The following is a 12,936-nucleotide window of genomic DNA, read 5'->3' as shown; positions in this document are numbered from 1 at the left end:
CTCTGGGCGCGGCGACCGGTCACCCGCCTTCTGCGAGCGCAGGTTCCGATCAATGGGATTTCGTACCGGGCGGCCCCTCGCGCTATGCCAGAAGGAAGTCGGCGCTCTGCAGCGCCAGGAGACCGGTCAGCTCGATGGCCATGTCGCGCACGCCATCGCCGTCCAGGCCGATGTTCACATGGGTGTTGCCGCCGAAATGGTGGAAGCTCACCCCGCCGGCGCCGATGCTCGCCCCGGCGCCTGGCTGGACCTGGCCGAGGAAGGTGAAGCCCAGCAGGCCGGCAAGAGCCGAGAGGTCGATCAGGTCGCCCGCGCTGAAGTCGGTGATGATGTCGCGCGCGGCGGAAGTGCTGTCGCTGGCGCTGAGGTAGACGAAGCGGTCGGCATCCGCGCCGCCGGTCAGCCTGTCGCGCCCGGTGCCGCCGATCAGCACGTCCTCGCCCGCGTCACCCGAGAGGGTATCGTTACCGCCGGCGCCGTCCAGCGTATCGGCGCCTGCCAGCCCGACCAGGCTGTCAGGGCCGGTGCCGCCGACGAGATTGAGGTCGCTGACCAGGCCTAGGAAGTCGGTGCTCTGCAGCGCCAGGAGACCGGTCAGTTCGATGGCCATGTCGCGCACGCCATCGCCATCAAGGCCGATATTCAGATGGGTGTTGCCGCCGAAATGGTGAAAGCTCACCTCGCCAGCGCCGATGCTCGCCCCGGCGCCTGGCTGGACCTGGCCGAGGAAGGTGAAGCCCTGCAGGCCGGCGAGGCTGGTATTGCCGTCGAGCGCCGAGAGGTCGATCAGGTCGCCCGCGCTGAAGTCGGTGATGGTATCGCGCGCGGCGGAAGTGCTGTCGCCGGCGCTGAGGTAGACGAAGCGATCGGCATCTGCGCCGCCGGTCAGCCTGTCCCGGCCGGTGCCGCCGATCAGCACGTCCTCGCCGGCACCGCCTGAAAGCGTGTCGTTGCCGCCGGCGCCGTCCAGCGTATCGGCGCCCGCCAGCCCGACCAGGCTGTCATTCCCGGCGCCGCCGCGAAGGCCCGCGCCGAGGAAATCGGTCACCTTGAGCGCCAGGAGTCCGGTCAACTCGATGGCCATGTCGCGCACGCCATCGCCGTCCAGGCCGATGTTCACATGGGTGTTGCCGCCGTAATGGTGGAAACTCACCTCGCCAGCGCCGATGCTCGCCCCAGCGCCTGGCTGGACCTGGCCGAGGAAGGTGAAGCTTTGCAGGCCGGCGAGGCCGGTATTGCCGTCGAGGGCCGAGAGGTCGATCAGGTCGCCCGCGCTGAAGTCGGTGATGATGTCGCGCGCGGCGGAAGTGCTGTCGCCGGCGGCGAGGTAGACGAAGCGGTCGGCATCCGCGCCGCCAGTCAGCCTGTCCCGGCCGGTGCCGCCGATCAGCACGTCCTCGCCGTCGCGGCCATTCAACTGATTGGCTGCGCCGTTGCCGGTCAAGGTGTTGGCGAGTTCGTTGCCGGTTCCGTCGATTGCCGCCAGGCCGGTCAAGATCAGTCGCTCGACATTCTCTCGCAGGGTGAAGGTTACCGAAGCCAGCACCGTGTCCGTGCCGGAATCGATGGCCTCACTTGCCGTGTCGCCGGTATTGTCGACGACATAGATGTCATCGCCCGCGCCGCCCCGCAGATCATCGCGGCCAGCCCCGCCATCGAGCAGGTCGTTCCCCGCGCCGCCGCTGATCGTGTCGTCAGCGGCCCCCAATGCGACGGTGTCATTGCCCGAACCGAGCGTGATGTCGAAACGCTCGACATTCTGCACCGTCGTACCGTCACCAGTCAGGGTTGAGACGCCCAGCGAATTGAAGAGAAACTCCAGCGATTCGGTGGCCGATATCCGCTCCAGGATCAGGCGATCCTCGCCATCGCCACCATCCACGACATCCTGCCCACCGGTGGAAATCAGGGTGTCATTGCCGATGCCGCCTGTAAGCGTGTCATTCTCGCGATCGATCTCGGAATAATACAGCGCGTCCGAATTGTCGTGCAGCTTGTCATGGCCCGCACCACCAACGAGGCTGTCGGCGCCGACGCCGCCGAGCAGTTCATCGGACGAAATGGTGCCGATCAGCGTGTCATTGCCGGATTCACCGCTGAAAAATATACTGTGCCCGGGATTGGCGTAGGAAACGCTGCCGGCATCCAGAAGATCGTCGCCGCTATTGCCCGTGGCGGTGAAGCTGGCGGACCAGATCCCGGTCGCCCGAATGGTGTCATCGCCCTCGCCACCACTGGCGAACGGATTATTAAGAAGGGCCTCGGCCGCATCCGCTACGGCAATACTGTCGTTGCCGCCCTGGCCGTTCAGATTGAGCCAGCCACCACTGCCTTCACCGATGAGCGTGTCGTTGCCCTCGCCGCCGATCAGCCATTCGCCGGTCAGCGTGTCGGCGCCATCGTGACCGTATAGGGTGTCATCGCCTGAATTGCCGAACAAGGCATCGTCGCCGTCGCCGCCGAACAGGAGGTCATTGCCCTCCCCGCCTGAAATCATGTCATTGCCGGTGGCGTAGGTTTGGGCGTCTTCGCTTCCGCCGATGATCGTGTCATCCCCGCCGGTGCCGACCAGTGTGTCTGATCCAGGCGTACCATAGATGAGCGACATGATATAATATTCCTGCTCGTGAACGCTTGAAGGAGCCAGCTTCAGGTTTGGCCAAGCAGCCTCGGGCGCTCTAATGGTGTGGCAGTTTGTTACGGATTGTCCAGATCTGGCGTGAGGCCGTCATCCTGACGGCAGATGCGGATCGGCGGTAAGCGCGGCGACGAGGACCTTGATGGCCGGGCCTAGCGATCAGCTGCGTGCGCGAACGCACCAGCGTTGCGCCAGTCAGTTGTTCAACCTGAAATTTCCTCTATCCAGGTAGCGCCGTGAATCGCAGGTTGAAGTAAGCGGCGCCGCCATTTCTGGGGCCTACGGCTCATCCCCGCGCGGGCGGGGAACACGTCGTCGTGATGAGCAGCAGGCCTTCCGGCCGCGGCTCATCCCCGCGCGGGCGGGGAACACGGAGCTATCGACGCTCATCTCAGGCCCACCAGCGGCTCATCCCCGCGCGGGCGGGGAACACAATGTCGCGGCGACGGTCGTCGGAACCCCGACCGGCTCATCCCCGCGCGGGCGGGGAACACGCGCGCACCCGCACCGAACCGCGCAGGCCGATCGGCTCATCCCCGCGCGGGCGGGGAACACCAGGTGGATGCCGGCACGCTGGGCCGCGCGACCGGCTCATCCCCGCGCGGGCGGGGAACACACCGGCGTCAACTCCGCGGACCAGTCCGCCAGCGGCTCATCCCCGCGCGGGCGGGGAACACTTCAACGCGGCGGAGGGCACCTTCACCGCCACCGGCTCATCCCCGCGCGGGCGGGGAACACCTGCCCAGGTGCAGGTGGACCTGCTTTGCCGCCGGCTCATCCCCGCGCGGGCGGGGAACACTGACACGGGCCGCCGAGATGGTTGGCGACCTGCGGCTCATCCCCGCGCGGGCGGGGAACACAGGTCGTTCACCCGCACCAGCAACTGCCCGGTCGGCTCATCCCCGCGCGGGCGGGGAACACAACCAGCGGATTGTGACGCTGCACGACGCCAGCGGCTCATCCCCGCGCGGGCGGGGAACACACGCGGCACCACAGAAGGATCAGCGCCTCGCGCGGCTCATCCCCGCGCGGGCGGGGAACACCGGCTGGGTGGAAGCCCGCCTGCCGAAGGCCGCGGCTCATCCCCGCGCGGGCGGGGAACACGTTTCGTGCTTGTTGGGTAAGCCAACATATCGCGGCTCATCCCCGCGCGGGCGGGGAACACGGACCACGCCCCGTGAACCGCCCCCGCTTCGTCGGCTCATCCCCGCGCGGGCGGGGAACACGAGGTGGATGGCACCCCCATGACGCAGTCCGCCGGCTCATCCCCGCGCGGGCGGGGAACACGCCAACAACACGATCAGCGCCAACCGCGTGGACGGCTCATCCCCGCGCGGGCGGGGAACACACGGCGGCGGGCTTTGAAGGCACCGTAGCGGCCGGCTCATCCCCGCGCGGGCGGGGAACACTCCATCGCAAGGGTAAACGGCGGGGTTCAGTACGGCTCATCCCCGCGCGGGCGGGGAACACGGCCCCGGCGGCATTGCGCAGTCCATCAACTTCGGCTCATCCCCGCGCGGGCGGGGAACACCGGAACGCAAGCGCCACGTTCTGGTCCGACATCGGCTCATCCCCGCGCGGGCGGGGAACACAGAAACGCCTTGCCCCAGAGCGTGAACGCGGCCGGCTCATCCCCGCGCGGGCGGGGAACACAAGCGCCACATCCCATGGCATGCCAGGGCGCTCGGCTCATCCCCGCGCGGGCGGGGAACACAAGACCAGCTTCGCGCTTTCCACCCCGCCGAGCGGCTCATCCCCGCGCGGGCGGGGAACACAAAACCATGACCAGCACCACCTACACCGACCGCGGCTCATCCCCGCGCGGGCGGGGAACACGTGCCCAATGGCGACCCGACCAACAAATGGGTCGGCTCATCCCCGCGCGGGCGGGTAACACTGGGCCAAGCCTCGCCGCTTACCGTTCCGTCTGCCCTCATCCCCGCGCGGGCGGGGAACACTGACTATCCCTCTTGTCAAAATCAGAGTGGCACGGCTCATCCCCGCGCGGGCGGGGAACACAGGCCCTAACGAGTTAGCGTAACGGGTTAATCCGGCTCATCCCCGCGCGGGCGGGGAACACGGCGGACACATCGCGCGTCGCCAAACGCAACGCGGCTCATCCCCGCGCGGGCGGGGAACACGACCGGACGCTGAATTTCACGCCGGGGAACGCCGGCTCATCCCCGCGCGGGCGGGGAACACGCCGTGTCCGGCAACAGCTTCACCGGCGGCAACGGCTCATCCCCGCGCGGGCGGGGAACACCCTCCACCCGGGAAGCGCAGTCCAGCGATTGCCGGCTCATCCCCGCGCGGGCGGGGAACACCGCGTAGCCAGACAGTCGCCCTACACACGCGACGGCTCATCCCCGCGCGGGCGGGGAACACAACGCCTACGGGTTCGCCTACGACGGCAACAACGGCTCATCCCCGCGCGGGCGGGGAACACGGGCATCCAGGGGCTGACGGAAGGGCGCGTGCCGGCTCATCCCCGCGCGGGCGGGGAACACCGCGCTTGCGTGCGCTTGGCCAGCCTTTTCCGCGGCTCATCCCCGCGCGGGCGGGGAACACGGCAAACATCCCGTCTTTCTCCGTCGAGAAAGCGGCTCATCCCCGCGCGGGCGGGGAACACACGGCCTGCGCCATGAACACGAGTTGCGGCGGCGGCTCATCCCCGCGCGGGCGGGGAACACCTGCCATTGGCAATGTCAAAATCATTCTGAGACGGCTCATCCCCGCGCGGGCGGGGAACACAACCCATGCGTCGGCCTCGCCACCCACAACGCCGGCTCATCCCCGCGCGGGCGGGGAACACATCTGGTCGCTTTTGGGGATAATCACAGCCGCCGGCTCATCCCCGCGCGGGCGGGGAACACTTTGTCGATCGTCTGCTGCTGGCATTCGCCGGCGGCTCATCCCCGCGCGGGCGGGGAACACTGAAGCGCGCATGAGCCGTGTCGAAAAGGCCGCGGCTCATCCCCGCGCGGGCGGGGAACACGGACCGTCAAGTTGATTGCGGACAATGCGCAGCGGCTCATCCCCGCGCGGGCGGGGAACACAACGTGCATTGCTGGAAGGCGAGGTTCCCCGCCGGCTCATCCCCGCGCGGGCGGGGAACACGCGACCGGGAGGACCCGGGCTCGCTGGTCGAGCGGCTCATCCCCGCGCGGGCGGGGAACACGCCGCCATGTAGCGCAGTGGCCCGCCGTGCTCCGGCTCATCCCCGCGCGGGCGGGGAACACAACCTGCTGCGCATCCTGAAGCCCGGCCGCATCGGCTCATCCCCGCGCGGGCGGGGAACACGTCTTGGGTTTGGGTGGCGGGTCTTGGGCTGGCGGCTCATCCCCGCGCGGGCGGGGAACACATAACACGGGCCTCCCGTTCTGATCCATCCGACGGCTCATCCCCGCGCGGGCGGGGAACACCCCGTGGCGGCGGCGGGATCGGACTCGCCCGCCGGCTCATCCCCGCGCGGGCGGGGAACACGGCCTCCGCCATTCTGGTGGCTGCCGTGGCGCCGGCTCATCCCCGCGCGGGCGGGGAACACATGTCGCGCGTGACCGCGTCCGGCAGGTTGTGCGGCTCATCCCCGCGCGGGCGGGGAACACTGCGAGGCGCACATGCGTGGCGCGGCCGGCGCCGGCTCATCCCCGCGCGGGCGGGGAACACATTGTATGGACCGGCCCGAGACACGTTACCCCCGGCTCATCCCCGCGCGGGCGGGGAACACCAGCCCGGTCCCGGCAATCCCCGGTCACCCCCCGGCTCATCCCCGCGCGGGCGGGGAACACATAACACGGGCATCCCGTTCTGATCCACCCGGCGGCTCATCCCCGCGCGGGCGGGGAACACCTTCAGCCCCTCCGCCTCCATCGTGCTCCGCACGGCTCATCCCCGCGCGGGCGGGGAACACCCGAAGACGGCTCATCGACGCTGGCAGGGCCGCGGCTCATCCCCGCGCGGGCGGGGAACACCCCGTAGGACCGTGGTATTTCGTGACGATGGCCGGCTCATCCCCGCGCGGGCGGGGAACACGCTCGGCAATCAACTCCGGGGTGATGATCCCGCGGCTCATCCCCGCGCGGGCGGGGAACACTGCGCAACGTCCGACAACTTCGTCAGGTCCTGCGGCTCATCCCCGCGCGGGCGGGGAACACGGAACCGGGATCGTCGGCATAGCTTGCCGACCCGGCTCATCCCCGCGCGGGCGGGGAACACGGGCATCCAGGGGCTGACGGAAGGGCGCGTGCCGGCTCATCCCCGCGCGGGCGGGGAACACTCTTCACAGAGGCAATTGAATATCCTGCCAGATTCAACAGTCAATGAACGCACCGGTTAGAACGCCTGTTCTCAGGTGCCCCCGCCCCCCCGGCGACGCTGGGGTGCGGACGCTGGGCCGGGTTCGGCTGGCAAGGCGGCCTCTGCGGTGAAGCTGACCAAGCGCATCCCGTCGAAGTCTGCCGGAACCCGTCGATTGCGGCCACAGGTGTCGAAATGAAAACCGATTTCGTTGGGTGCCGACCAAGCCATGACGGCGTTGCCGTCCTCGATATAGGCGGTCACATCGCCCCAGATCATCTCCCGCACCCGACGCCCATAGTCGCCGATGTAGACGCCCGCGCGCACCTCCAGCAGCCAGACGGCCAGGCGCCCCCGCAGCCGCGGTGGGGCATTCTCAACCACGATGACCAGCATCGCCCGTTCCTCCAGGGCCATCGAAGGCGATTGGCATCGCTTCGGACGTGGCTGTCGGCAGGGGAAGACCGCCGGCGGAGAGAACCTCCTCGATCAGGGGAACCAGGCGCGCCAGGATGTCCGCACGGCGGAAGGCATCGCGGCAACGCCGGCGCACCTCGGCCACCGGATCCTCGACGCGACGTCCCTCCAGCGGCCGGCCTGACTGGATGGCGGCCGCCACGCGAAAGGCCTCCGGCACCACCGTCTCGAACTTCAGGATGTCCGCAATGTCGTAGACGAAGCTCTGCGGTTTGCCGGTGTGCAGGAAGCCGATCGCGGGCGCATACCCGGCCGCCAGCACGGCGGCTTCCGTGATGCCATACAGCGCCGCCGTCGCAGCAGAGAGGCAGCGGTTCACGACATCCGCCATATCCCATGAACCCGGATCGTAGACACGCCCGTTCCATTTGGCGCCATGCCGTTGCGCGAGGAGCTTGTAGGTCTCCCGCACCCGCGCACCCTCAATGCCGCGCAGTTGGTCGATCGAGCGACGACTTGGCGCCTCCTCGCCGAAGCGCAGCGCGTACATTTTCCGCACGACACGCAGCCGCGCATCCTCATCCAACGCCAGTCGCGCCTGCAGCAGAAGGCGATCCGCCCGCGCACCACCCGGTTGCCCGGCCGCGTAGAGCCGAACGCCAGCCTCACCGACCCAGATCAGCAGGGTGCCAGCCCGCGCAGCAAGCGCGACCGCCGCGTGGCTGACCCGGGTGCCTGGCTCCAGCATCAGGCATACCAATCCACCAACCGGGATGTGCGTGCGGACCCCGCCCTCATCCACCATGACGAAGGCGCCGTCGAGAACGTCAAGCCGGCCCCTCTCGACGAACAGGATCGACGCGCGCTCCCGGATCGGGATGGGGCGCGGCGGCGGCAGGCCGGGAAGCGGCCGCGCGCCGCTCAACGCGCCCGGCGGATCAACATCAGTCCGCAGCCAAAGGCTCGGGACCGGCCGAAACCGCCGGCAAGTGCCGAAAGGAAGCGCGGCGGATCAGTCACCGTCAGCACGCCCTGGAAGTCGAGCTGGCCGAACCGCAGCAGGCCACCGGGCCGCGGGATCCGCACGGTCTCATAGCCGTCGACGGCCACTCCGGCCTCAGGCCGGAAGCCGTGCGCCTCGCCCTGACGCGCCAGCCAGCGGCGGCCAGCATCGATCACGGCATCGGGTCGCGCCTCGCGTCGCTCCTCCCCTTTCGGAACCGTATGCAGCGCATGCATCACCACGTCATGCCGCTTGCCTCGCGTCGCACCCGGCTCCTTGATGGCGATCACGGGATTGGCGCGCAGCGCAAAGCCCAACCGGTCCCCCGCAGAAAGCTCGGGGGCGAAGTCCTTCGTCTCCGTATCGAAGATGTCCGGCAACGCATTCGGCGGCCGCCCCGACAGGGCCAGGAACCGGCCCGGCGCCTCCTCGCGCCACAGGAAGTCCCGCAGGCGATCCGGGCCGTCGGAGAACAGCGCCCAGATCAGCCGATGCGCGGCTGATGCCCGGGCGCTCTGGACCTCCGGCACCAGCAGAGGCGCTAGCGCGGCGACGGGTGCGTCGCGGCGTAGCGTGGCGCGGGTCAGCAGAAGCCCGGTCATGGCTGCGCCACCTGCAGGATCGCCTCCTCGCGCAGGTCGAACTGCCATCGGCGGCGCGAGCGCGGCACGTCGCGGCGATGCTCGATCCGCAGCAGCCGCGGATCCTCGTCCAAGGTGCCGGCATCCATGGCGACCGTGAGCTCGGCACGTTCTGACTTGGGCACGAAAAGGTCGAGCCATTGGCGCTCCGGACCCTCCGCATGCCGCTCCACCAGCGCCGCCACCACGTCGGGAGCCTCTCGGATTGTCGGAGCCAGAGGCAGACCCAGGGGGCAGGACTTCCGGCCGAGATAAGGCGTGAAAGCAGGCCTCGCCATCGCCGTCGCCAGTTCCTGCAGCGTCCAGCGCGCCTCCGGGTGGGCCCAGAGTGCCGCGAGGTGCCATGCCCCTGTGCGGTAGTCCCGACGCGAGAGGATGGTGTTGATGTGGCTGGAAGACCCATCCAGCTCCGCCGCACGGGTCCGGTAGCGGCGTCCGCGCTCAGCCGAAGGAACCTGCGCGGTGTGATAATCAGCCAGAAGTCGACCCGGCGCCTGACAGAGCAGGGCGAGGCCGAAGCCTTCGACCAGGGCGCGCTGCGCGGAATCGTCCTCCCGTTCCAGCCCCAGGCAGGCGCCAACGAGGCCAAGCACCGCAGACCGTGCCGGTCGGTCGAAGCCGGCGCGCCGCTCGCCCACCGCGATGGCGCCAAAGGAAGCCATGGGCGCGACAAGCGCAAAGGTGAGGAAGGGACCCATGGTCAGGCGCGGCAGAAGGCGATGACGTCAGCCAGACGGCCGCTGGCGCCAACCTCCATCTCGACACTCGCCTCGGCCGCCTGACCGTAGGCCTCGTCGATGGCACCGCGGAAGCGCTGCAGGGCGGCGATGGAATCCGCCATCAGATCCGTGCCCGAGACGGGCCGCGCGAAGGCGCCAGCCAGGGTGCGCGGCTGCCGGTCGCCCTTCTCCGCAAGCACGTAGCCGGCACGGCCATGGGCTGCAAAGCTGTTCTGCTTGCCGCGGGGCGCAACTGTCGCCGCGGCTTCCGTCAACGCACCAAGAGCGGTCGCGACCAGGTCCTCATCGCCACCAAGATTGCGCGACAGCAGCGCCCGGTCGATGCAGAGGTACAGGTAGAAGACGCCCGATCCAAAGGCGGCCTCGCCGAGGAACCCGGCGCCAGCGTCCTCGGCGGAGGTCTTCAGGTCGTCCACAGCCGTGTAGTAGTCATCTTCCACCGCCACGCGATGGGTGGTGATCGCGTGCGCCACCTGGCATGCCGCTTCGCGGTTGTAATCGGGATCCGCAGCGAGCATGCGGCCGAACAGGGCGATGTCGGCGGCCGTATCCGCCGTGCGCAGCAGGCTGGCATCCTTCGCGGCCTTTTCGTCGACCTTCTCCCCGGCGAGTGCCCGATCCGCCAGCGCAAGGGCGGCTGCGCGCTCCTCTGGCGAGATGAAGGCGAGCTGCTCGATTCGCGTTGCGTCCTTGTCCTTCGCATCCTTGATCTTGCCGAAGATGCCCGCGATCACGCGTGCCGTCTCCACAGCGGCCTCCTCGGCCATGCCACCCGCGCGCAGATGGTCGCGAAGCACCTCGCCCAGCCGCTGGGTCCGACTGCCCATGTGACCCATCAGCGCCGCCTCGAAGATGGGCGAGGTGCGCCAGGCACGCTTGAGTGCCTGTGACGACAGGCGCAACCGGGTCGCGCCGCCAACCACGGCGGTCTTCGGTCGCCCCGTATCGTCCCGGTTCAGGTTGGCCGGCGGGAAGAAGGTCAGCAGGTGAAGTTGCAGAAAGCGGCTCATGCGGCAGTGTCCCGGGTGCTGGCGGCTGGGTTGGCGTTCCAATAGGCAAAGACCCAATCGCGGCGCGTGCGGTCGCCACGGGCTGGGTGTGACCAGACAAGCAGGGCGCGCGACAGATCGCGGACGTTCACGGTGCCATCGGCCAAGGCGACGAGGCGACGGAAGGCCGGCAGTGCGTCCTCCGGCTCCACTGCCTCCAGCAGTCGCCGAAAGCGAAGCGGCTTCAGCAGTGCGGTTTCTGGCTTATCCGGGTCATCGGGTCCGACGGCGCGGGCCACCGACCGATCGCTCCGATCCTCGCGCACATGCGCCAGCGTGGCAGCGCAGAGCGCGAGGGCCGGCAGGTCCAAGGGACTGTCCGCACCGCAGCGGCGGAACAGCTGCAGCGTCGCCGGCTCCTGCATCGCTTCGGCGATGCTGCCGCAGCGGCGAAGCCGTGCACGCGCTGCGCGGTCGCCTCGGCCACCGTCCTTCGGCTGCAGTTCATCCCACCAGGCAAAGGCGGCGTCTGTGTTCCGGATCATGCCGCCTTCCCCTTTTTCCGCGCCTTCGGCGTGGGCGCCACAAGCTCCAGCGTGACGAACAATTCCGTGCCCTCCTTGCCGAAGCCGGCCAACGCGAACAGCAGCCCGCGCCGAGCGCGGCTGATGCGCGGTGCCGCACTGCCGTTCTCGGGCAGAAGCGGCGCCGCTTCGTCGAAGATATGCAGCGCCACATCGCGGAGGTGATGCAGCCACTGCCCCGATGCATCCGGCGGCCGCGCCAGGATCAGCGCGTAGAAGCGCGCCTCAGTCCCCTCCCACAGCTTCTCCCGCGTGACAGAGAGGAGTTCCCAGTCGAGCTTGACGCTTGCCCCGGCGCTGAACAGCGCAAAGCGGACCGCACTGCGCAGCAGTCCGGCGACCTGGTTGGCCGAGAGAACAAGCCGCGTCGCCAGCACGTCCAGCGCGGCGCGCGTGTCCGCATCCGGCGCGGCGGGTAGCGGCATCTCGCTTTCGACGAAGGCACGGGCCTTCATATTGTCCATGTCGTAGCCGGCCGCGAGGATGCGTGCGGCACCGCCTTCCGCAACGCCCTCACGCACGTCGCGCCAGCGTGTCACGGCAGGCGCTGGGCGGCGCAGGCTGTCGGGACTGCAAAGAACCAGGCCGAGCCAGTGGCGATAGCCAACGCCGCCGGGCTGGGGGTGCAGCGGCAGAACCTCCGCGCCAGCCTTGACCTGGTAACTCGGCGTCAAGGGATGGATATCGCCCCAGCCCGCATAGTTTGCGCCACGCGGGCGCTGCCGCCAGCCTGTGACGCGCACGGAATCAGGCGTTCCAGTCAAGTCGCAGGGTGCGGGCGCATCCAGGTCAGCGAAGTTCAGGCGGATGCGGCGCGGCATGCCCCACCAGCATTGCAGTGGGTGGGCATTCGCCTCCGGACTCACGGCGCGCCCGGATTCCGAGGTCAGAGTCGGCGCCAGCCAGGGAAAGATGCGGGAATGATCCTCGGGCTCAACCGGCTCCGGGCTGTCTGGGACATTGGCCCAGATCTGGTGCCACAGGCTGGGGCGCCCGGGCGGCTGCACAAGCGTGACCATCGGACCGCCACCGCGTAGCCCGGTGCGGTTGCCGGCGCCGCCGGCGGGCGCCCACGACTGGAAGGTATAAAGCGCCATGGCGGCGCTTGCGCGCCCAAGGCCCGCCACCCGCCCCCGCCGGACCAGCAGGTCCGTGTTCTGGCGGATGGTGCTGGCGCCGGGCGCCTCGATCAGAAGCCGCTCGATCGGTTCGGCGTCAGAGACCAGATCCTCCCGGTCCTGAAGGAAGCGCGGTCCGTCACCGTCCAGGCTGAATGCGTGGGCGAAGGGCGCGAATGCGGCGTCGAGCGCTGCCGGCGGCGGCGGGTCGTACCAACCGTCGCGCCACGCCCTGTGTCCAGCGGGCGCGGCCGCGGTGGCGAACAGGCCGACAAGGAATTCCAGACCGGCGATGCGAAAGTCGGCGCGAGGCCAATCGAGAGCAATGACCGGATCCGAGTCCAGATATTCCGTCAATTCGGCAGGACGGATACAAGCGCGGTGGCCACTGCGGCGCAGAACCGGAACCCATGCGGAGGTTAGAAGATTGAACATACCGCCATTCCCGGGTCCACCCAGACAAGTTTCGGGAACTTTAACGCGAAAAATTTCAGTGTCGATCTAAAAACG

At 68.9% G+C, this 12,936-nt stretch carries 8 protein-coding genes and 1 CRISPR repeat array; all 8 genes read right to left on the bottom strand.

The window, feature by feature from the left end:
- Positions 1-82 precede the first annotated feature (82 nt).
- Positions 83-2,608 (bottom strand): calcium-binding protein, encoded by a 2,526-nt coding sequence (locus HEQ75_RS05095; RefSeq protein ID WP_168027844.1) that lies wholly within the window; start codon positions 2,606-2,608, stop codon positions 83-85.
- 312 nt (positions 2,609-2,920) lie between these two features.
- Positions 2,921-6,914: direct repeats of the CRISPR family, unit length 29 nt; unit sequence CGGCTCATCCCCGCGCGGGCGGGGAACAC.
- 71 nt (positions 6,915-6,985) lie between these two features.
- Positions 6,986-7,330, bottom strand: coding sequence for a type I-E CRISPR-associated endoribonuclease Cas2e (gene cas2e / locus HEQ75_RS05090; protein WP_168027843.1), 345 nt, complete (start codon positions 7,328-7,330; stop codon positions 6,986-6,988).
- Positions 7,311-8,276 carry a type I-E CRISPR-associated endonuclease Cas1e gene (gene cas1e, locus HEQ75_RS05085; protein ID WP_168027842.1) on the bottom strand — a complete coding sequence of 322 codons (966 nt, stop codon included), beginning with the start codon at positions 8,274-8,276 and terminating at the stop codon, positions 7,311-7,313. The genes cas2e and cas1e overlap by 20 nt, the downstream gene beginning before the upstream one ends.
- The gene (gene cas6e, locus HEQ75_RS05080) at positions 8,273-8,956 is read right to left on the bottom strand and encodes a type I-E CRISPR-associated protein Cas6/Cse3/CasE (protein WP_168027841.1); all 684 of its coding nucleotides are present in this window, start codon (positions 8,954-8,956) and stop codon (positions 8,273-8,275) included. Before cas6e ends, cas1e begins: the two co-directional genes overlap by 4 nt.
- A complete protein-coding gene (gene cas5e / locus HEQ75_RS05075) occupies positions 8,953-9,693 on the bottom strand; it encodes a type I-E CRISPR-associated protein Cas5/CasD (RefSeq protein WP_168027840.1) in 741 nt (246 codons plus the stop codon). The genes cas6e and cas5e overlap by 4 nt, the downstream gene beginning before the upstream one ends.
- Positions 9,694-9,695: 2 nt before the next feature.
- Positions 9,696-10,745, bottom strand: a complete 1,050-nt coding sequence (cas7e, locus tag HEQ75_RS05070; protein WP_168027839.1) for a type I-E CRISPR-associated protein Cas7/Cse4/CasC — start codon at positions 10,743-10,745, stop codon at positions 9,696-9,698.
- Complete coding sequence (gene casB, locus HEQ75_RS05065) at positions 10,742-11,269, bottom strand: type I-E CRISPR-associated protein Cse2/CasB (protein ID WP_168027838.1); 528 nt, start codon at positions 11,267-11,269, stop codon at positions 10,742-10,744. Before casB ends, cas7e begins: the two co-directional genes overlap by 4 nt.
- The gene (gene casA, locus HEQ75_RS05060; protein ID WP_168027837.1) at positions 11,266-12,861 is read right to left on the bottom strand and encodes a type I-E CRISPR-associated protein Cse1/CasA; all 1,596 of its coding nucleotides are present in this window, start codon (positions 12,859-12,861) and stop codon (positions 11,266-11,268) included. The genes casB and casA overlap by 4 nt, the downstream gene beginning before the upstream one ends.
- Between the last annotated feature and the right edge of the window lie 75 nt (positions 12,862-12,936).

The sequence above is a fragment of the Falsiroseomonas selenitidurans genome (assembly GCF_012103215.1).
GTDB classification, from domain to species: Bacteria; Pseudomonadota; Alphaproteobacteria; order Acetobacterales; family Acetobacteraceae; genus Falsiroseomonas; species Falsiroseomonas selenitidurans.
This window is presented reverse-complemented; position numbering and strand designations above follow the sequence as displayed.

Excerpts from the sequence above, each read along its gene's own strand:
- HEQ75_RS05095 (WP_168027844.1), bottom strand. The coding sequence starts at position 2,608 with ATGTCGCTCATCTATGGTACGCCTGGATCAGACACACTGGTCGGCACC.
- cas2e (WP_168027843.1), bottom strand. The coding sequence starts at position 7,330 with ATGCTGGTCATCGTGGTTGAGAATGCCCCACCGCGGCTGCGGGGGCGC.
- cas6e (WP_168027841.1), bottom strand. The coding sequence starts at position 8,956 with ATGACCGGGCTTCTGCTGACCCGCGCCACGCTACGCCGCGACGCACCC.
- cas5e (WP_168027840.1), bottom strand. The coding sequence starts at position 9,693 with ATGGGTCCCTTCCTCACCTTTGCGCTTGTCGCGCCCATGGCTTCCTTT.
- cas7e (WP_168027839.1), bottom strand. The coding sequence starts at position 10,745 with ATGAGCCGCTTTCTGCAACTTCACCTGCTGACCTTCTTCCCGCCGGCC.
- casB (WP_168027838.1), bottom strand. The coding sequence starts at position 11,269 with ATGATCCGGAACACAGACGCCGCCTTTGCCTGGTGGGATGAACTGCAG.
- casA (WP_168027837.1), bottom strand. The coding sequence starts at position 12,861 with ATGTTCAATCTTCTAACCTCCGCATGGGTTCCGGTTCTGCGCCGCAGT.